This window comes from Actinomadura sp. NPDC049753, from assembly GCF_040674655.1.
Classification (GTDB): domain Bacteria; phylum Actinomycetota; class Actinomycetes; order Streptosporangiales; family Streptosporangiaceae; genus Spirillospora; species Spirillospora verrucosospora.
Map to the genome: position 1 here is coordinate 1 of NZ_JBFARL010000043.1, position 19,720 is coordinate 19,720.

General features: G+C 76.1%; 14 protein-coding genes and 1 pseudogene. 8 read left to right on the forward strand and 7 right to left on the reverse strand.

Features of this window, described 5'->3' with window-relative positions:
• Positions 1 to 760, forward strand: a pseudogene (locus AB0K37_RS14230) (hypothetical protein); the annotation flags it as partial.
• A gap of 21 nt (positions 761 to 781) precedes the next feature.
• Here the strand turns inward: AB0K37_RS14230 and AB0K37_RS14235 are convergent.
• The 3 genes from AB0K37_RS14235 to AB0K37_RS14245 form a co-directional block, all read right to left on the reverse strand.
• Positions 782 to 2,869: a hypothetical protein gene (locus tag AB0K37_RS14235; RefSeq protein ID WP_363979902.1), complete on the reverse strand. Its 2,088-nt coding sequence runs from the start codon at positions 2,867 to 2,869 to the stop codon at positions 782 to 784.
• 86 nt (positions 2,870 to 2,955) lie between these two features.
• Positions 2,956 to 3,891 carry a pyridoxal-phosphate dependent enzyme gene (locus tag AB0K37_RS14240; protein ID WP_363979905.1) on the reverse strand — a complete coding sequence of 312 codons (936 nt, stop codon included), beginning with the start codon at positions 3,889 to 3,891 and terminating at the stop codon, positions 2,956 to 2,958.
• Positions 3,888 to 4,085 (reverse strand): hypothetical protein, encoded by a 198-nt coding sequence (locus AB0K37_RS14245; RefSeq protein ID WP_363980014.1) that lies wholly within the window; start codon positions 4,083 to 4,085, stop codon positions 3,888 to 3,890. The genes AB0K37_RS14240 and AB0K37_RS14245 overlap by 4 nt, the downstream gene beginning before the upstream one ends.
• An 18-nt stretch (positions 4,086 to 4,103) precedes the next feature.
• Here AB0K37_RS14245 and AB0K37_RS14250 point away from each other — a divergent pair, with 18 nt between their 5' ends.
• On the forward strand, positions 4,104 to 4,742 hold the full coding sequence (locus AB0K37_RS14250) for a hypothetical protein (protein ID WP_363979908.1): 639 nt from the start codon (positions 4,104 to 4,106) through the stop codon (positions 4,740 to 4,742).
• Here the strand turns inward: AB0K37_RS14250 and AB0K37_RS14255 are convergent.
• From AB0K37_RS14255 to AB0K37_RS14270, 4 genes are read right to left on the reverse strand one after another with little or no spacing between them, the layout of a single operon-like run.
• A complete protein-coding gene (locus AB0K37_RS14255; protein WP_363979911.1) occupies positions 4,723 to 6,909 on the reverse strand; it encodes a DUF3488 and transglutaminase-like domain-containing protein in 2,187 nt (728 codons plus the stop codon). The genes AB0K37_RS14250 and AB0K37_RS14255 overlap by 20 nt on opposite strands.
• Positions 6,906 to 8,036 (reverse strand): DUF58 domain-containing protein, encoded by a 1,131-nt coding sequence (locus AB0K37_RS14260; RefSeq protein WP_363979914.1) that lies wholly within the window; start codon positions 8,034 to 8,036, stop codon positions 6,906 to 6,908. The genes AB0K37_RS14255 and AB0K37_RS14260 overlap by 4 nt, the downstream gene beginning before the upstream one ends.
• Before the next feature lies 1 nt (position 8,037).
• Positions 8,038 to 9,033 carry a MoxR family ATPase gene (locus AB0K37_RS14265; protein ID WP_363979917.1) on the reverse strand — a complete coding sequence of 332 codons (996 nt, stop codon included), beginning with the start codon at positions 9,031 to 9,033 and terminating at the stop codon, positions 8,038 to 8,040.
• Positions 9,033 to 11,189, reverse strand: a complete 2,157-nt coding sequence (locus tag AB0K37_RS14270) for a fibronectin type III domain-containing protein (protein WP_363979920.1) — start codon at positions 11,187 to 11,189, stop codon at positions 9,033 to 9,035. The genes AB0K37_RS14265 and AB0K37_RS14270 overlap by 1 nt, the downstream gene beginning before the upstream one ends.
• Before the next feature lie 269 nt (positions 11,190 to 11,458).
• Here AB0K37_RS14270 and AB0K37_RS14275 point away from each other — a divergent pair, with 269 nt between their 5' ends.
• The 6 genes from AB0K37_RS14275 to AB0K37_RS14300 are packed head-to-tail and all read left to right on the forward strand — an operon-like array spanning position 11,459 to position 19,719.
• Entirely contained in the window at positions 11,459 to 12,226 is a 768-nt protein-coding gene (locus AB0K37_RS14275; protein ID WP_363979923.1) for a M50 family metallopeptidase, read from the forward strand.
• 57 nt (positions 12,227 to 12,283) lie between these two features.
• Positions 12,284 to 13,696: an SWIM zinc finger family protein gene (locus tag AB0K37_RS14280; RefSeq protein ID WP_363979926.1), complete on the forward strand. Its 1,413-nt coding sequence runs from the start codon at positions 12,284 to 12,286 to the stop codon at positions 13,694 to 13,696.
• Positions 13,693 to 15,204, forward strand: a complete 1,512-nt coding sequence (locus tag AB0K37_RS14285) for a DUF5691 domain-containing protein (RefSeq protein ID WP_363979929.1) — start codon at positions 13,693 to 13,695, stop codon at positions 15,202 to 15,204. The genes AB0K37_RS14280 and AB0K37_RS14285 overlap by 4 nt, the downstream gene beginning before the upstream one ends.
• Positions 15,205 to 15,263: 59 nt before the next feature.
• Entirely contained in the window at positions 15,264 to 16,334 is a 1,071-nt protein-coding gene (locus AB0K37_RS14290) for an AAA family ATPase (RefSeq protein WP_363980011.1), read from the forward strand.
• The gene (locus tag AB0K37_RS14295) at positions 16,331 to 18,529 is read left to right on the forward strand and encodes a DUF5682 family protein (RefSeq protein ID WP_363979932.1); all 2,199 of its coding nucleotides are present in this window, start codon (positions 16,331 to 16,333) and stop codon (positions 18,527 to 18,529) included. The genes AB0K37_RS14290 and AB0K37_RS14295 overlap by 4 nt, the downstream gene beginning before the upstream one ends.
• Positions 18,526 to 19,719, forward strand: coding sequence for a VWA domain-containing protein (locus AB0K37_RS14300; protein ID WP_363979935.1), 1,194 nt, complete (start codon positions 18,526 to 18,528; stop codon positions 19,717 to 19,719). The genes AB0K37_RS14295 and AB0K37_RS14300 overlap by 4 nt, the downstream gene beginning before the upstream one ends.
• Position 19,720: the final 1 nt, after the last annotated feature.

Consider the following 19,720-nt stretch of genomic DNA (forward strand, 5'->3'; position numbering starts at 1 on the left):
GGCGCCCCTCGCCGCGCCGACACCACCGCCGGCGCCTCCGCGGTCGCCATGGGCGCCGAACGCCCTCCCGCCCCAGACGCGCGAGACCGTCCTCCCCCAGGAGGGTCCGCGCCCCGCCCCGGAGGCCGCATGGCCCCCGGCCTCGGCGCCCCGGGCGGGCGACCGGCCCGCGAGCGGCTCCTCCACGTCGCCGCACACCTCACCGCACACAGCGCCGCACGGGGGCCCGCACCAGACCACCTGGGACCAGCCGCACCACGGCCCGCGCCGCGGCCTGATCGTGGTGGGCGGGATCGTGCTCGTCGGCGGGCTGTCCCTCGGCATCGGGGCGCTCGCGCTGTCGGGGGGCGGCGACGACAAGGGCGGGACCGCCGCCACGTCGCCGCCGCCCTCCCAGACCGCCCCGCAGGGGCAGACCACCCACACCGCGCCTCAGCCGATCCCGGCCTCGCAGCTCGCGGCGACCCGTCCGCGCAAGGTGGTCGCGCGGCAGGTCGGCCGGACGGCGGCGCTGCTCTGGACGCTGCCGCCCGCCGCGCGCGGGCTGCCGCTGCTCGTCCAGCAGCAGCCCGCCGGGACCCAGCCGATCGTGTCGGTGAGGGCCGGCTCGCAGTCGGCGACCATGCCGGGCCTGCGGCCGAACACGGCGCACTGCTTCAAGGTCGGCGCGGTGCTGCGCCTCAACCAGGGCCAGGCGCCGGACGTGGCGTGGTCGGCGCCCGCCTGCGTCGGCAAGGCCAAGAAGCGCACCAAGCCGTAGCTCTCGCGGAGGGTCCGCGGGTCAGGGCGCGCACGTCCAGACCGCGGGCCCCGCGAGGCTCCTCCAGTCGCCCGGCGTGTTGACCAGGTACCCGATGACGTAGCCGGTCTTGCCGCTCCACGTGATGTTGGCGTACATGTCGCCGGCGAGGCTGGCGTCCCTGGGGTGCCTGTAGTAGACGCCCTTCTTCTGGCAGTTCACGACGACGAGTTCGCCGTTGTTGTCGGTCATGGTGGCGACGGTCGTGCCGTTGTTGGCGTCGGCGGTGGCCCGGATGTAGGCGTTGGAGTTCCCGTTGCGCTCCACCGGGTACCTGGCCGCCGGCCCGGTGAGACTGGCGTCGAGCGTCGCGGCGGCGCCCGTGCCCGCGTCGTTCACGGCGGCGACGGTGAAGGTGTAGGGCCCGTTCGTCCACACCTCCCCGAGCGTCGCGGTCATGGCCGAGCCCGTGGCCGCGGGCACCGTCCGGGCCCCCTTGACCGGGCCGTCCCAGCCGATCCGGTAGGCGGACGCGCCGGGCGGGGCCGTCCAGGAGACCTTCGTCCCGGACGAGGTGGCCTGCGCCTTGAGGCCCGTCGGCGCGCCGGGCGTCACGCACGGGCGGGCGGGGTCGCTGGGCGCCGACACCTGCTCCCGGATGCGTCCGCGGCCGTCCCGGTAGCGGACGGCGACGCGGAAGCGGTACTCGCGGGCGCAGTCGCCGCCGGTGACCGTGAACGTGAAGGGCCCCGCGCCCGGCGCGATCGCGGCCGGGCTCGCCGCGAGGCCGGGCGGGACGTCCTTCAGCGCGTACCCGATGATCCCCTCGCCGTCCGAGGGCTGGAAGTCGATCCGCATCGTGCCCGCCCCGGGCGTGACCGACACGTTGAGCGGCGCGGCGGGCGGCGCGCCGGGACGCGGGCGGCGGGGGTCCTGCGGTGCGGTCCGCGGCGGCTGCGGCGCGCCGCCGCCGCCGGGCTGCGGGATGGCGCGGCGCGCCGGGCCGCCCGGCACCCTGTCCCGGTACTTGTCGATGCCCTTGCGGCCGCCCTGCCCGTCGATCACGACGGCGCGCGGGCCGGACGGGTCGTTCGCCCACAGCAGGCCGTCGCGGACGAAGACGTCCAGCCTGGCGGGCCGCCCGCTGACCGGGACCGGCGTCTCGAAGCGGTTGCCCGCCGAGTCGTACACGAGCAGCGCCCCGGCCGTCTCGTCGGGGATGTAGACCTTGGGCCCGAGCATCTGCGGCGGCCGGTACCGGTGCCTCGGCATGGCGAGCCGCGTGCTGGAGTACCGCCCGGTGTCGGTGTCCACGGTCACCAGCGACCCGGCTCCGGGCACCAGCAGCGGGACGGTCTTGCCCTCGGTGGCGGGCGGGGCGAGCACGCCGCCGCGGCCCGCCTGCCTGACGGTGGCGGGCAGCCCGACCGTCAGGCGCGTCCCCGACGGCTTGACGACGGTGGCGGTGGCGTTCGTGGAGTTCACGACGACCGGGTCGCCCGCGGCCATGGTGAGCGCGAGGTCGTCCCCCGGCCCGCCGACGCGGACCGGCGGCTGCGAGCGGCCGTCCTTGAACGCCGTGACCTGCCCGTCCTTCGCCACGGGCACCCACAGTGCGCCGCGCGCGTCGATGCCCGCCTGCCCGAGGACGGGCGGGAGCGTCGCGGGCGCGCCGACCGGCGTCAGGCCGACCGGGTCGATCTGCTGGACGACGCCCTTGACGGAGTCGACCGTGTAGGCCTTCCCGGCGCCCGCGAGGACCTGGAGGCCGCGGCCGAGGGGGCGGCTCGCGCCGACGTCCAGCTGGGAGGGGTCGAGCCGGCTGACGACGCCGGTGTCCTGGTCGACGATCAGGACGGTGGCGCCGTCCTGGACGATCCTGATGTCGTGGCCGCGCATCTGCGGGGGCACGCCGGTCTTGCCGTCCACCTTGGCCGCGGGCCCGTTGACGTGCACGACGAGGCCCTTGTCCCGCGCGGTGAGCCAGGCGCCGACATCGGCGATCCGGTACTTGGCGCTCGCGACGCCCACCCCGTAGACGACGGCGGCGATGACGAGCACGCCGGTGAGCCCGACGGCCACCTGCCCCGTCAGCCGATCACGTCGGAAGAAAACGCCCAGGCCCGCCATGTCCTGAAATCCCCCACCCATTTCGCAGGGGACACCGTAGCCGCTCGCGTCCCCTCGGCGCCGGTGTTCCCGCGAAACGGCGGCGCTCAGCCTCCGCCGATGGCGGCGCCGTACTCCGCGGCGGTGATGTTGCGCCCGGACACGACCACCACCAGGCGCCCGGCGGCCTCGACCTTGCCGGCCATGACGGCGGCGACCGCCGCGCCGCCCGCGCCCTCGGCGACGAGGCCGTGCTCGTGGAACAGCAGGCGCAGCGCCGCGCGGATCTCGTCGTCGGTCACCGACGTCAGCTCGGCGGTGTCCCCGATGACCCCGGGGGTGACGCAGCCGGGTTCGAGGTTGCCGGGCAGGCCGTCGGCGAACGTGTCGCCGACCTCGACCCGGGTGACCCGCCCGGCCGCCACCGACGCCGAGACGCCGCGCGACACCGCCGACTCCACGCCCACGACCCGCACGTCGCCGCGCTCGCGCGCCCACAGGCACAGGCCGGCGACGAGCCCCCCGCCGCCGACGGGCGCGACGACCGTGAGGGGGCCGTCCGCCTGCGCGTCGAGTTCGCGCCCGATGGTGCCCTGCCCCGCGATGACCGCCGGGTCGTTGTAGGGCGAGACGTAGCGGCCGGGCAGCGTCATCGCGTGCGCCTCGGCCTCGTCGTAGGTCGTCCCGTGCTGGACGAGGCGCACCGGGAACGCGCGGATCCTGTCGACCTTGACCTGCGACGCGCGGGTCGAGACCACCACGGTGACGTCCGCGCCCGCCCTCGCGGCGGCGTACCCCATGCCGAGGCCGTGGTTGCCCGCGCTCGCCGTGACGGCCGGCTCCCCGGCGGGGAGCGCGGCGACGGCCGCGAGCGCGCCCCGCACCTTGAACGCGCCGACCGGCTGGAACGTCTCCAGCTTCAGCAGCGCGCCCGGCGCCACGCCCGACGGGACCAGCGGCGTGGGGGCGAGCTCGGCGGACACGGCGCGCCAGGCGCGGTCCAGGTCGTCCGGGCCGGGCGGCCGGACGGGGCGCACCGTCATGCCGGCTCCTCCGGCGGCCCGTCCAGCCGCTCGTGGAGGCGCTCGCGGATCTCCTCGGGGGTGTAGGAGCGGCGGCGGCGCTCGGCGCGCACGATCACGGCCCCGGTCGCGGCGACCCCGAGGAACCCCGCGACGCCCAGTGCCTTCCAGAGATTCGATGCCTTCACCAGGCCGGACCCTCGCAACGTGCGCATACGGCTACCGTAGCGACCATGCCGGGCACGAGCATCTCCCTCGCCGAGGCCGCCGAACTGACCCGCACCGGGGACGTGTGGCTGTTCCGCGGCCGGACGGTCGCCGACCGCGCCATCCAGATGACCACCAACAGCCCCGTCAACCACGTCGGCATGGCGGTGGTGATCGACGACCTGCCCCCGCTGATGTGGCACGCCGAGCTCGGCCGCTCGCTGCGGGACATGTGGACCGGCGGGCACCACCGCGGCGCGCAGCTGCACGACCTGCGGGACGCGGTGCTGGCCTGGGGGAACCGCTACGGGCAGCGGGCCTGGCTGCGGCAGCTCGACCCGCCGCCGACCCGGGCGATGGAGGACGCGGCGCTGCGCGCGGTGGCGCGGCTGGACGGCACGCCGTTCCCCTCGACGTCGAAGCTGGCGACGCGGTGGCTGCGCGGGCGGGTGCCGATCCGGCGGCCGGCCGAGCGGGACGCGAACCTGGAGACGGCGTTCTGCGCGGAGATCGTCGCGGTGACGTACCAGTCCATGGGGCTGCTGCCGAAGGGGCGCCGCCCGAACTGGTTCGACCCGGGCCGGTTCTGGAGCGGGGACGACCTGGAGCTGGAGACGGGCGCCGTGCTCGGCGGCGAGATCGCGGTCAGCGTCCCCGCGTCCTGACGGCCCGGCGGTCCCGCAGCGACCGCGGGTGCAGGCGGCGCCGGAACCGGCGCAGCCGCCCGGCCCTGGCGGTGACGAGGCGGCCGAGCTCGTCGGTGTGCCGCCACGCGCGGTCGGCGGCGCCGGGGTCCGGCTGGGACGCGGCGAACCGGCTGCGGTTGACCAGGTCGGCGAGCGGCCCGAGGTGGCCGTGGGCGTCGTCGCCGACGGCGGACGCCCCGAAGCGGGCGACCTCGTGCGCGGTCAGCGTCCGGGCCGTGGACAGGCCGACGTCGGCGAGGTGGTCGAGCGCCTGGTGCCACGCGCCGGTGATGCGGGCGGCGGGCGGCCCGGCCCTCCGGCGCCGCTTCCGCAGGGCGGGGGCGAGGAGGACGGCGCCCAGGTAGCCGACGGCGAGCGCCCCCGCCGCGAGCGCGGCGAACACCCACCACGGCGCGGGACCGCCCTCCGAGGCGGCCGGCTTCCGCGGACCCTTCTGCGTCGTGTCGCCCGGCCCCTGGCCGCGCTGCTGGGAGGCCGCGTTCTTCTGGGCCTGCTCCAGCTTCTGCTCGGTCTCGCCCGCCGCGACGGAGTCGTTCTTCTTGGAGCGGCGCGCGCTGTCGGGCAGCGGGTTGAACCGGATCCAGCCGAGCCGGTCGAACTTGATCTCCGGCCACACCATCACGTCCCCGGACCGGACCTGGACGGTGTCGCCCGCGCGGTCGCCGCCGTCGAAGCCCACCGTGACGCGGGACGGCAGGCCGATCGTCCGGGCGAGCAGGGCGTAGGCGGTCGCGAAGTGCTCGGGCGTGCCGCGCCTGCCCTCGCCGAGGAAGTAGTCGAGCTGCCGGTAGCTGTGCCCGGGCGGGGCGGTGACGTCGTACCTGGCGTACCGCTTGAGGTACTCGGCGAGCATCGCGGCCTTCTGGATGGGCGACACGGCGCCCCGCGTCGCGGCCTGGGCGAACCTGCGGAACTCGGCGATCTGGACGGGCGGCTCCTTCGCGCCCGGCCCCCACGGCAGCTCCCGCGCCGCCCTGGCCTCGGCGTCGCCGGCGACCTCGGCCCCGGCGAGGTCGTCGGCCGTCCACTCGGGGACGACGGAGTCGACGCGGTAGGTCTGGCCGGGGCGCAGCGGCTGCGCGGCGGCCAGCGCGCCGCTGCCGGGGTCGACGACGACGGGGAGCCCGGTGACCTCCCGCGGCCGGTCGGCGGCGGGCACCCACACGCCCGGCAGGTCGCGGATGGTGATGCGCTGCGCGACCTCGTGCTCGCGGTCCGGCTCCGGCCCCTGCGGCACGCGGCTCCCGGTGGGGACGAAGCGGGCCGTGGACGACCAGGTCACCCCGTCGAACCGGTCCAGGACGGCGAGCCGCTCGATCTCGCCCCGCTTCGCCTGGACGGTGAACATCACCTGGTCGGGGCTGAGCAGCCAGCCGCCGACGCGGTCCAGCGGGCTGACGCCGTCGCGCTGCTGCGGCGGCGGCGCCTGCACCTGCTCGCGCGGGTCGTAGGGGTCCGCGCTGACCGGGACGACGGGACCGGCGGCGAACGCCAGCGCCCCGAGGACGGCCGCGGCGGGGACGCCGATCAGCAGGGGCCGCCACGCGACGCCCGAGCCCGGCCCGTCCGCGCGGACGAGGACCAGCACGGCGATGAGCACGACGGTCGCGGCGGCGAGCGGCAGGTTGGATCCCGGGCCGTCCACCCCGAGCAGCAGCGCGACCGCCCAGACGCCGAGCGCGGGCACGCAGGGCAGGGCGCGCAGCGAGGTGCGCAGCGCCAGCTCCGCCGCAGCGAACGCCGCCAGCCACACCACCACGTGGACCAGGACGAGGTACTCCGGCTTCGCGGGGGCGGGCAGCAGCGTGGTCAGGATCGACTTCCACGCGCCGAGCACCCCCTCGCGCAGCGTCTGCGGCAGCGTCCCGTCCCCGAGGGCGGGACGCAGGACGGTCGCCGAGACCGTCGCCGCCCAGGCGAGGACGGTCAGCACCAGCGAGATCCACAGCGGCCAGGGGCCCTTGTCCTTGCGCGGCCCCGACAGCAGCCCGCACAGCAGCGTCGGCGCCGCCGCCGCGACGGCGGCGACGGGCACGACCGGCCCGAGCCCGAAGACCCGCTGGAACGCCAGACCGGCGACGGCGACCAGGCAGGCCGTCACGGCGATCGACGCGTACCGCGTCACCGGGCGCTCCCCAGCCGGTGCCACGCCTCCGCCAGCCCCTCCAGGTCGGCGAAGTCGACGAGCTGGACGCCGGGCGGCACCGACGCGGGAGCCTTCGGGCGGACCCGCAGCACGACGATCCGGTCGAACCGGCTGCGGACGGCCGCGATGCGCCCGAGCTCGGCGGCGTCCGGGGTGATGACGACGAGCGACCCGCCCGGGCGCACGCGGCGCACCGCGTCCACGACCGGGCGCGCCCCCTCACGCGTGCGGACGGAGGTGAGCCGGTCGAGGAGGACCTCCACGTCGTCCGGCCCGCCCCGCGTGTCGGCCACCTGACCGTCGCCGGCGAGGATCCGGACGGGGAAGCTCGCCGACGCCGCCCCGGCCGCGACCGACGCGGCGGCGTCCACGGCGAGCTCGAAGTCGTCGGGTTCGGACCACGAGCCGGGGCGCGCCTCCAGCACGACCGTCGTCGTGGGCAGGCTGGCGTCCACGAGCTGGCGGACCATCAGCGTCCCGGTGCGCGCCGACGACTTCCAGTGGATGTGGCGCAGCTCGTCCCCGATCACGTACTCGCGCAGCGCGTGGAACGTCGCCGTCCCCGCCGGGGACCTGTCGCTGGTCGGGCCCTCCAGGTGGTAGGCGCGCCCGGACGGCAGCAGCGACAGCCGCACCGTCCTCGGCCGGACGAGCAGGACCCGCGGCGTCCCGTACTCGCGCACCCGGCGCGCCAGCCGGAGGGGGTCGGCGCGCACCAGCCGCAGCGGCCCCACCGGGATCTCGCCGCGCCGGGACGTCGGCAGCCGGTAGGTCACGGTGCGCCCGCCGCCCGGGCGCAGCCGCGGGATGTCGACCGCGACAGGCGTGGAGCCCGCCGCGTCCTCGGCGCTGAGCCCGCGCACGCCGCGCCCCTTGTTCGTCACGTGCAGGACCCCGACGGCGGGCTCGCCGCGCGCCACCCGCGCCGGCGCGATCTCCCTGGCGACCTCCAGCTTCGGGCGCGGCAGCGTCCACAGCGCCGCCGCCCCCACCGCGGCCAGGCCCGCGACGGCCAGCACGGCGGGCTCGGGATAGCCGAGCCACCAGCCCGCCGCGTACAGCAGGACCGAACCGGCCGCCGTCCCCCATCCGAGCGGCGTCAGCACGTCACACCCCGGCGGCCTGCGGCGTCGGCACGTCGCCCAGCGCCTCGGCGACCACGTCGGCGCCCGAGCGCCCGCGCAGCTCGGCCTCCGGCGTGACGATCAGCCGGTGCGCGATGACGGGGACCGCGAGCGCCTTGACGTCCTCGGGAACGATGTAGGAGCGGCCGGCCGCCGCCGCCCGCACCCGCGCGGCGCGCAGCAGCGCGATCCCGGCCCGCGGGCTCGCGCCGAGCCGCAGGTCCGGGTGCTCGCGGGTGACCGCGACGACGCGCACGAGGTAGTCGTACAGCGGCGGCGCGACGTGCAGCCGCTGCGCGAACTCGATCATCCGGGCGAGGTCCTCGCGGCTCAGCACCGGCGGCATCTGGTCGAGCACCGCGCCGGTCGGGGCGCCGGCGAGCAGCGCCACCTCGGCCTGGTGGTCGGGGTAGCCCATCGAGATGCGCATCAGGAACCGGTCGAGCTGCGCCTCCGGCAGCGGGTAGGTGCCGTCCATGTCGACGGGGTTCTGCGTGGCGATCACCATGAACGGGCGCGGCACCGGATGCGGGACGCCCTCGACGGTGACCCGGCGCTCCTCCATGACCTCCAGCAGCGCGGACTGCGTCTTGGGCGAGCCGCGGTTGATCTCGTCCGCCACGGCCAGGTTCGCGAAGATCGGTCCGGGGTGGAACTCGAACTCGCCCGCCCCCTGGTTGAAGATCGACACGCCGGTGATGTCGCTGGGCAGCAGGTCGGGCGTGAACTGGATGCGCGCCCACTTGGCCTCGACGGACGCCGCGATCGCCCGCGCCAGCGTCGTCTTGCCGACGCCCGGGACGTCCTCGACCAGCAGGTGCCCCTCGGCCAGCAGGCAGGTGAGCGCCAGCTCGACCTTCTCCCGCTTGCCGCGCACGACCCGCTCGATGTTGCCCGCCAGCGCCGCGAACATCTGCGCGAACCGCCCGGCCAGCGCGTCCGCGTCCACCGCCGCGGTCGTCCCGGGGTTCTCGGTCATCAGGTGCACTCCCACAGTGACGAAGAGAACGTCCCCGAGTTCGAGCCGGGGGTGTTCACGTACAGATCGCTGACCCAGCGCGTCCGGCCCTCGTACTCGATCTTGTCCCAGACGTTGCTGACGAGGCTGGGGTTGTTCTCGTCCCGGACCAGGTCGGATCTCTGCTGGCAGTACACCGTCACCTGGCCGGTGAAGCCCTTGGGGAACTGGCCGTCGCGCGGCGTGCCGGTGCCCGGACCGGTGTGCAGCCACGTGTTGGTGTTGTCGTTGTTGTGGCCGGAGTAGGGCTGGGCGTGCGCGTCCGGGTTGAGATCCGCCGACGCGCTCACCGCCGTGGACGATCCGGCGCCGTTGCGGGCGGTCACCTTCAGCGTGTACGTCCTCGCGTTGGCGAGGTTCCTGACCTGGTGCGAGGTGGCCTTGGTCGAGGCCGATCCGCCGTTCCAGGCGATGTCGTAGGTGACGTCGAAGCCGGACGAGGCGGCCCATCTGAGGTCCGCTCCGTGGTTCACGGGGGTCGCTCTGAGGCCGGTCGGCGGGCCGGGGGCGGTGCAGGCGGTGGCGGCGACCTCGCCGGACTCGCTGTAGGCGGGCTTGCCGTCCTTCCCCTTGTACTCGGCCGCCACCTTGTAGGCGTGGGTGGTCGTGTCGCAGGTCAGGCCGCCGACGGAGAACGTCCCGCCCTGGACGGCCCCGGCGAATCGCGCCGGCCTCGCGCCCGCGACCGGCTTGCCGTTCTGGCCGAGCAGGACGAACCGCGTCACCGGGTAGACGCCCTGCGGCTGTACGGCCGCCGTGAACCGGACCTTGATCGAGCCGTTGTCACCGGACGCCGCGGGCGTGGGCGGGTCGGGCGCGGTGGGGTCCTTCTTCACCGGCGGCCTGGCGGGCCTGCTCGGCGGCGTGGCCGTGCGGGTGCCGCCGTTGCCCGCACCGCCGCCGTTGCGGTTGCCCTGGCCGCCTCCCGGGTTGGCCTGGACGGGCAGCGGGCGCCGCGCGCTGCCGGGGACCTTGTCGTCGTACTTCTCGATGCGCTTGACGCCGCCGTCCGGGCCGAAGGCGAGGGCGGTGGGGCCGTCGGGGTCGTTCACCCACAGCATGTGGTCGCGGACGAGCATCTCGATCGTGCCGCCGGGCCGCGCGGCCGCGACGGGCCGCTCCCAGGCGTTGCGCTCGGTGTTGAAGACCAGCAGCCGGCCGGACGTCCGGTCGGGCAGGTAGACGCGCCGCCCGAGGACGTGCGGGGGCTCGAAGGCGTGGTCCGGCACGCGCAGGGCCACCGAGTCGACCCGCCCGACGCCCGTGTCCAGCAGGTAGAGGGAGCCGCCCGCGCCGAGCATCGGGACGATCTGCCCGTCGGCGACCGCCGGGACCTTGACCCCGTCCGCGGCACGCGCGACGGGCGCGGGCAGGTTGACGCGCTGCGTGCCCTCGGGGCGGACGATCAGCGCCGTGGCGGACGTGCTGTCGGTGATCACGGGCCGTCCGGCGGCGATCGTCAGCGCGAGGCGGTCGCCGGCCTTGCCCGCCGCGACGGGCTCGCCCTGGCGGCCCGACCTGAACGGGACCACGCGGCCCGTCTGCGGGACGGGCACCCACAGCGCGCCGTCGGCGTCGATGCCCGCCTGCCCGAGCGGCGCGGTGAGGGTCGCGGGGCTGCCGACCGGCGCCAGGGTCACCGGGTCGATCTGCTGGACGGCGCCCTTGAGGAGGTCGACGGTGTAGGCGGCGCCGGCGCCGGAGAGCACCTGCATGCCCGGCCCGCCGGCCTGCCGGCTTTTGGTGATCTTGAGTTGGGAGGGGTCGATCCGGCTGACGACGCCGGTCTCCTCGTCGACCAGCAGCACCGTGGCGCCGTCCTGGACGATCCTGATGCGGTGGCCGCGCATCTGCGGCACCACCGGGGTCTTGCCGTCGACCTTGCCGGCCAGCCCGTTGGCGTGCACGACCAGGCCCTTGCCGCTCGCGCTCAGCCAGGCCCCCACGTCCGAGAGCCGGTACCGCGCGCTGGCCGTGCCCACGCCGTAGACGAGCGCGCCCACGGCGAGCACGCCGACCAGTCCGGCGGCGAGCTGGCCCGTCAGCCTGTCACGCCGGAAGAATCGGAAATGACCGCGCGGGCCGGTGGTCCGCGCGGAGGATCGGTCCCCGTTCAATCCCCGTTCACCCTCTCGGCGCGCCGGGAGCAGGGAGCCGCTGACCCGGGGCGCGAAGGCACCTTAACGGCAATACGGGGCGCTCCGGAATGGGTTTGCGGAGATCGGCCTGGTAGATCGATGCCGGTCCGGCGGATTACGGGCGATCCGTCATGACATCGAGCAGATGTGGGGCGGGATTGTGGCTTGCCCCGTCCGTCGGCCTGAGATCCGAACGCGAACGTTATCCGGGACGTCCTAATGTTGGGCATCGCGACGACGACTCCGAGGTGGACGTGGAAAACGTGAGCATCGCCGACCTGTGGCACCGGGTGACGGGAACGCAGCCGGATCCGCCGTGGTGGCTGGTGGCCCTTGTCGGCCTCGTGGCGCTCGCCTCGGTGGTGCACGGCCCGACCTGGCGGATGGCGCGCAACACCGTCACGATCGCGCACGAGGGCGGGCACGCGCTGGTCGCGCTGCTCACCGGCCGCAAGCTGGACGGCATCAAGCTGCACTCCGACACCTCGGGCGTGACCGTGTCGCGCGGCAAGCCGCACGGCCCCGGCATGATCTTCACGGCGATGGCGGGGTACGTCACGCCGCCGCTGCTCGGCCTGCTGTTCGCGCTGCTGCTGGAGGACGGCCGCATCACGCTGATGCTGTGGTTCACCCTGGCCCTGCTCGCCGCGATGCTCATCATGATCCGCAACGCCTACGGGGCGCTCTCGGTGATCGTCACGGGCGCGATGGTCTTCGCGGTGTCGTGGCTGGGCAGCGCCACGGTGCAGGCCGGGTTCGCCTACCTGGCCGCCTGGTTCCTGCTGCTGGCCGGCACCCGCCCGGTGATCGAGCTGCAGCGCATGCGGGCCCGGCACATGGCGCCGAGCTCCGACGCCGACCAGCTCCACCACCTCACCGGCGTCCCCGGGCTCGCCTGGGTGGGCCTGTTCGCCGCCACCGCCCTGCTGGCCCTGCTGGCGGGCGGCGCGCTCCTCATCCCGGACGTCTCGCTGCCCGACCTGCCCACCCCGCCCGGCTTCGGCGGGGTGGGCTGACGCCGGACCGGGGCCGCATGGCGCCGACTGTCCGAGGGCGCCGATAGTTTCGGCTGTGTGAGGGATCGGTGGTCTCGTGAGCAGGTGCTCGGGCTCGCGCCCGACGCGTCGTCCGCCAGAGCGGCGGGCGGCGTCGCCAAGCCCGCCAAATGGGCGGGGACGGGGTGCGACGACGAGGCCGTCTGGGGCGAGTGCCAGGGCAGCGGCAAGTCCTCCTACCGGACGTGCGCCGACCTGACCGGCCCGGCGTTCCGGTGCACGTGCCCGAGCCGCAAGTTCCCGTGCAAGCACGCCCTGGCGTTGCTGTTCCTGTGGGCCGACGGCCTCATAGAAGAAGCCGAAGGCGCTCCGGGGGGTGCGGGGGGTCGTCCCCCCGCAGAGGTAGAAGAAGCCGAAGGCGCTCCGGGGGGTGAGACGGGCCGGCCCCCCGCGGGGGAGGGCGTCGGGGGCGGGTCGCGTCCCGCGTGGGTCGCCGAGTGGCTGGAGGACCGCCGAGAGCGCGCCGGCCGGGCGGCCGAGCGGCGGGCCGCCCCGGCGGCCAAGGTCCGCGATCCGAAGACGGCGGAGCGGCGGTCCAGGCGGGTCGACGACGGGCTCGCCGAGCTCGACCAGTGGCTCCGCGACCAGGTCGCGCATGGGCTCGCGCAGGCGGAGAAGGCCCCCTACCGGTTGTGGGACGACGCGGCGCGGCGACTCGTCGACGCCCAGGCGGGGGCGCTCGCGGGGCCGGTCCGGGGCCTGGCCGCGATCCCGCGCCGGCCCGGCTGGCCCGGGCGCCTGCTGGAGGAGTACGCGCTGCTGCGGCTGCTCGTCCGCGCCTACCAGCGGCGGGAGGAGCTGCCCGAGGGGCTGCGCGAGACCGTCCGCTCGCGGGTCGGGTTCACCGTCCCCCAGGAGGAGGTGCTGTCCGGCGGGGAGCGGGTGCGCGACCTGTGGTCGGTGACCGGGTCGCGCGACACCGCGCAAGACCTGATCACCACGCGCAGGGTGTGGCTCCGCGGGAGCCGCACGGGGCGTCCCGCGCTCGTGCTCTCCTTCGCCGCGCCGGGCACGTCCTTGGACGGTTCGCTCGTCGTGGGTATGCAGATCGATGCGGAGCTGACCTTCTACCCGGGCGCGCAGCCGCTGCGGGCGCTGGTCGCCGAGCGGTACGGGGCGCCCATGCGGGGCACGCCCGCGGGGACGTCCGTCCGGGGCTTCCTCGACGAGCACGCGGCCGCCCTCGCGCTCGACCCGTGGCTGGACCGCTGGCCCGCGACGCTGGAGGACGTCCGCCTGGCGCGCACCGAAGAAGGAGACCTGTACGTCATCGACGGCGCCGGAGACGCGCTGCCGCTGCGGATCGGCGATCCGTGGCGGCTGCTCGCGCTGTCGGGCGGCGGGCCGGTCACCCTGGCCGGCGAGTGGCGCCCGCGCGGCCTGCGCCCGCTGGCCGCCTGGCACGAGGACGAGGGGACGGTGGTCCTGTGACCGCGTGGGACGAGCACGTCACCGCCGCGCTGCTGGGCACCGAGCGCCGCGACCCGCCCGTCCTGGCGGAGGCGCCCGGCGACGGCGGCGACGACAAGGCGGGCCGCCTGCTCGACCAGGCGGCGCTGCTGACCGTCCGGCGGCGGGCGGGGCAGTCCCCTTCGGGCGCGGCGCCCGAGCCGGTGGCGCTCGCCCCGGTGGAGGACGTCCCGGCGGTGCCGAGGGCGGCGGCGGCCCGGCTGCGGCGGATCCTCGGCGGCGAGCAGATCCGGGTGCTGCCCGAATGGCTGGACGCGGCGGCCGCCCGGGGCCTGCGGGTGCCCGCCCAGTCGCTTCCCGAGCTGCTGGAGCGGGGGCGCAGCGACCGGATGCTGCGGCCCTCGATCACGCGGGCGTGCGGGCGGCGCGGCGTGTGGCTGGCCCTGCAGAACACGGACTGGGCCTACCTGGTCGGCTCCGGCGACGACCCCGGCGGCGGCCCCGAGGTGTGGGAGACCGGGACGCGCAACCGGCGGGTGGCCTACCTGACCATGCTCCGCGAGACCGAGCCGGAGCGCGCGCGGGAGCTCCTCCGGGGAACCTGGGCCAAGGAGCCGGCCCCCGACCGCGCGGCGTTCCTCGCCACGTTCGGGCACGGGCTCTCCCTCGACGACGAGGAGTTCCTCGAGGCGGCCTTGGGCGACCGCGGGAAGGACGTCCGGCAGATCGCGTCCGACCTGCTGGCCCGCATGCCGGGCTCGGCGTACGGGGAGCGCATGGCGGCGCGCGCCCGAGCCTGCCTGACCGCCGAGGAGCGCACGGTCCAGGGCCGGAAGCAGACGTGGATCCGGGTGGAGCCGCCGCACGCCCACGACGAGGACATGGCGCGCGACGGCGTCCCGTTCCACCCGACCGGGTCGTTCGCGCCGCGCGGCGGCGGCGCTCCGGTGGGGACGCGCGCCGCGTGGCTGCGCGAGATCCTGGCCCGCACCCCCCTGTCCACCTGGACGGAGCTGTTCGGGCTGCCGCCCATGGAGATCGTGTGCCTGCCCGTCTCCGACTCCGACGGGCGCGACGTCCACATCGGCTGGGCCCGCGCCGCTCTCGGCCAGCGCGACACCGGCTGGGCGCGGGCGCTGCTCAAGGGCGGCGTCATGGTGGACGAGCCGGAGGCCCTCGCCGACCTGCTGTCGGTCCTGCCCGGCCCGGAGCGCGACCCGGCGGCGGCCGACCTGATCCGCTGGGTGGAGGGGCGGCCCGGCCTGCTGCGGGTCCTGGAACGGGTGCCCGGTCCGTGGGCCGGGCCGCTCGCCGCCGCGGTGGTCGAGACGCTGAGCGCGTCCGCCGAGCGCCCCACCCGCCGCGACGAGCACTTGATCACGCAGCTGTGCCGGCTCGCCGACCAGCGGCTCGACCCGGCCGCCGCGGTCCGCCTGGCGGCCCTCGGACCGGCCGCCCCGCGGGCCGTGACCGACCTGGTCGCGACCCTGCGTTTCCGCGACGAGATGCTGAAGGAGCTTGACCAGTGACCGAAGAGGCAGGCCCGGCGGGCCTCGGGGACGGTTCCCCCGCGCCGACCGCGGGCGCCGTGCTGCGGCCGCACGCCGAGCAGGAGCACGCCGGCGAGCTGGCGCGGCTGGCCGAGCACGACGACCGGCCCCGGCCGCCCGGGTGGCGGCTGTCGCCGTGGGCCGTCACCGCGTACCTGCTCGGCGGCGAGCTGCCGGACGGCACGGCGATCACCCCGAAGTACGTGGGGCCGCGCCGGCTGATGGAGGTCGCGGTGGCGACGCTCGCGACCGACCGGGCGCTGCTGCTCCTCGGCGTCCCCGGCACGGCGAAGACCTGGGTGTCCGAGCACCTCGCCGCCGCGATCAGCGGCGACTCCACGCTGCTCGTGCAGGGCACGGCGGGCACGGCGGAGGAGGCGATCCGCTACGGCTGGAACTACGCGCGGCTGCTCGCCGAGGGCCCCTCGGAGCGGGCGCTCGTGGAGAGCCCGCTGATGCGCGCGATGCGGCGCGGCTCCGTCGCCCGCATCGAGGAGCTGACCCGGATGCCCTCCGACGTCCAGGACACCCTCATCACCGTCCTGTCGGAGAAGACGCTGCCCGTGCCCGAGCTGAACACCGAGGTGCAGGCGCGCAAGGGCTTCACGGTCATCGCGACCGCCAACGACCGCGACCGCGGCGTGAACGAGCTGTCCAGCGCGCTGCGCCGCCGGTTCAACACGGTCGTGCTGCCGCTGCCGGAGTCCGTCGAGGACGAGGTCGCGATCGTCGCGCGCCGCGTCGACCAGATCGGCGCCGGGCTGGAGCTGCCCGAGAGCCCGGCGGGCCTGGAGGAGATCCGGCGCGTCGTCACGGTGTTCCGGGAGCTGCGGTCCGGGGCCACGGCCGACGGGCGCACCAAGCTGAAGTCGCCCAGCGGCACCCTCAGCACCGCCGAGGCCATCTCGGTGATCACCAGTGGGCTGGCGCTGGCCGCGCACTTCGGCGACGGCGTGCTGCGCGCCGCCGACGTGGCGGGCGGGATCGTCGGCGCCGTCGTCCAGGACCCGGTGTCCGACCGCGTCGTGTGGCAGGAGTACCTGGAGGCGGTCGTCCGGGACCGCCCCGAGTGGCGGGACTTCTACCGCGCCTGCCGGGAGGTCTCTTGAGCCAGGTCGAAGTCTTCGGCATCCGGCACCACGGGCCGGGGTCGGCCCGCGCGTTGCGGGGTGCGCTGGAGGACTTCAAGCCGGACGCGGTGCTCGTCGAGGGGCCGCCCGAGGCCGACGCGATCGTGGAGCTGGCGGGCGACCCGGGGATGGTGCCGCCGGTCGCCCTGCTCGCCTACTCCCCCGCCCCCGCCGACGGCGACCGCAGGGCCGCGTTCTGGCCGTTCGCCGAGTTCAGCCCGGAATGGCAGGCGATCAGGTACGCGCTGTCGGCGGGCGTGCCCGTCCGGTTCTGCGACCTGCCCGCCGCGAACCAGCTCGCCGCGGCGGAGGAGGAGCCGCCCGAGGAGGGCGTCAGGCTCGACCCGCTCGGCTGGCTGGCGAAGGCCGCCGGGTACGACGACGCCGAGCGCTGGTGGGACGACGTGGTCGAGCACCGCCACGGCGGCCCGTCCCCGTTCCCCGCCATCGCCGAGGCCATGGCGGAGCTGCGCGGCGAGCTCGGACCGGCCGCCCGGGAGGAGCAGCGCGAGGCCCACATGCGCCGGACGGTCCGGCGCGCCCTCAAGGAGGGCCACGAGCGGGTCGCCGTGGTCTGCGGGGCGTGGCACGTCCCGGCCCTGCGCGCCAAGGTCCCGGCGAGCCGCGACGACCAGACGCTGCGCGGCCTGCCGAAGACCAAGGTCGCCATGACGTGGGTGCCGTGGACGCACGGGCGGCTCGCCGGGCGGTCCGGCTACGGCGCCGGTGTGCGCTCCCCCGGCTGGTACCACCACCTGTTCGCGGCCCGCGACCGCCCGATCGAGCGCTGGCTGACCGCCGCCGCCCGCGTCCTGCGCGAGGAGGACCTGCACGTCTCCTCCGCGCACGTGATCGAGGCCGTCCGGCTCGCCGAGGCCCTGGCCGCCCTGCGCGGGCGCCCCCTCGCCGGGCTGGACGAGGTCACCGAGGCGACCCGGGCCGTCCTGTGCGAGGGCGCCGAGCTGCCCGTCCGGCTCATCCAGGACCGGATGGTCGTCGGCGAGCGGCTCGGCGCCGTCCCGGATCGGACCCCGATGGTGCCGCTGCAGCGCGACCTCCAGGCCGAGCAGCGGCGGCTCAGGCTCAGGCCGAGCGCGCTCGAGAAGGAGCAGGACCTCGACCTGCGCAAGCCCACCGACCTGGAGCGCAGCCGCCTGCTGCACCGGCTCCGTATGCTGGACGTGAACTGGGGCGTCCCGTCGGAGAGCCGCTCCAAGGGCACGTTCCGCGAGACGTGGACGCTGCTCTGGCGGCCCGAGTTCGACGTGGAGCTGATCGAGGCGAGCGCGTGGGGCACCACCGTGCGCGGCGCGAGCACCGCCCGGGCGCGGGAGGCGGCCGAGAGCGCCGCCGCCCTCCCCGACCTCACCTCCGTGGCCGAGCGCTGCCTGCTCGCCGACCTCGGCGACGCGCTCCCCGCGGTCATGCGCGCCCTCGCCGACCGCGCCGCGGTCGACACCGACGTCGCGCACCTGATGGCGGCGATGCCCGCGCTGGTGCGCGCGCTGCGCTACGGCGACGTCCGCGGCACCTCCACCGGCCCGCTCCGCACGGTGGTCGACGGCCTCGTCGTCCGCGTCTGCGTCGGGCTCCCGCCCGCGATCACCGGGCTGGACGACGACGCCGCCCGCGAGTTCCTCGGGCACGTCGACGCCGTCCACGGCGCCCTGTCCCTGCTCGCCGACGAGGGCCACGTCGAGCGGTGGCGCCGCGCCCTGGAGGGCCTGCTCGACCGCCCCGGCACCCTGCACGGCCTCATCGAGGGGCGCCTCACCCGCCTGCTGCTGGACGCCGGGCGGCTGCACGACGTCCCCGACCGGATGGCGCGGGCCGTGTCCGTCGGCGCGGCGCCCGACCGCGCCGCCGCCTGGGTCGAGGGCTTCCTCGCCGGCGGCGGCCTCCTGCTCATGCACGACGAGGCGCTCCTGCGGCTCGTCGACGAGTGGATCGCCGGTCTGCCCGCCGACTCGTTCACCGACGTCCTTCCCCTTCTGCGCCGCACGTTCGGCGCCTACCCCGCCGCCGAGCGCCGCGCCATCGGCGAGCGGCTCCGCCGCCGGGGCCGCGCCCCCGCCGGGCGGGACCGGCCGCCGGAGGACGACGTCGACGAGGCCCGGGCGGCCCCGGCGGCCGCCACGGCCCTGCGGATCCTCGGATGGGAGAGCCCCTCATGACGAACGAGAGCGCGACCGAGGAGGGCGCGGACGACCGGCTGCGGCGCTGGCGGCTGGTGCTGGGCGGCGACCAGGCCGACGGGACCGGCGTGACGCTGGACGGCGACGACGTCCGCATGGACGGCGCGCTGGAGCGGCTCTACGGGGCCGGGGGCGGCGAGGGGCGGCCGCGGCCGGGGCGGCGCGGCGCCGGGCTCGGCGACTCGGCGCCCTCCGTGGCCCGGTGGCTCGGCGACATCCGCGCCTACTTCCCGTCGAGCGTCGTGCGGGTGATGCAGAAGGACGCGATCGAGCGCCTCGACCTCACCCGGCTGCTGCTGGAGCCGGAGATGCTGGACGCGGTCGAGCCCGACGTCCACCTCGTCGGGACGCTGCTGTCGCTGAACCGGGTGCTGCCCGACAAGGCCAGGGAGTCGGCGCGCGCGGTGGTCCGCACGGTCGTGCGCGACCTGGAGCGGCGGCTCGCGCAGAAGACCCGCTCGGCCGTCGGCGGGGCCCTGGACCGGTCGGCGCGGGTGCTGCGCCCGAGGCGGCTCGCCGACGTCGACTGGGACCGCACGATCCGCGCCAACCTGCGCCACTACCTGCCCGACCAGGGCACCCTCGTGCCGGAGCGGCTGATCGGGTACGGCAGGCGGCGGCAGGCCGTCAAGCGGGACGTGGTGCTCGCGATCGACCAGAGCGGCTCGATGGCGGCGTCGGTGGTGTACGCGAGCGTTTTCGGGGCGGTGCTGGCGTCGATGCGGTCGCTGCGCACGTCGCTGGTGGTGTTCGACACCAGCGTCGTCGACCTCACCGACCAGCTCCACGACCCGGTGGAGGTGCTGTTCGGCACGCAGCTCGGCGGCGGCACCGACATCAACCGCGCCGTCGCGTACTGCCAGGGCCTGGTGACGCGACCGGCCGAGACGACCCTCGTCCTGATCAGCGACCTGTACGAGGGCGGGGTCCGCGACGAGATGCTCCAGCGGGTCGCGGCGCTGACGGCGGCGGGCGTGCAGGTCGTCGTCCTGCTCGCCCTGTCGGACGAGGGCGCGCCCGCCTACGACCACGACAACGCGGCGGCCCTGGCCGCGATGGGCGTCCCGGCGTTCGCGTGCACCCCCGACGCCTTCCCCGGGCTGATGGCCGCCGCCATCGAGCGCCGCGACCTCAAGGAGTGGTCCGAGCGCGCCGCACAGGACCGGTGAG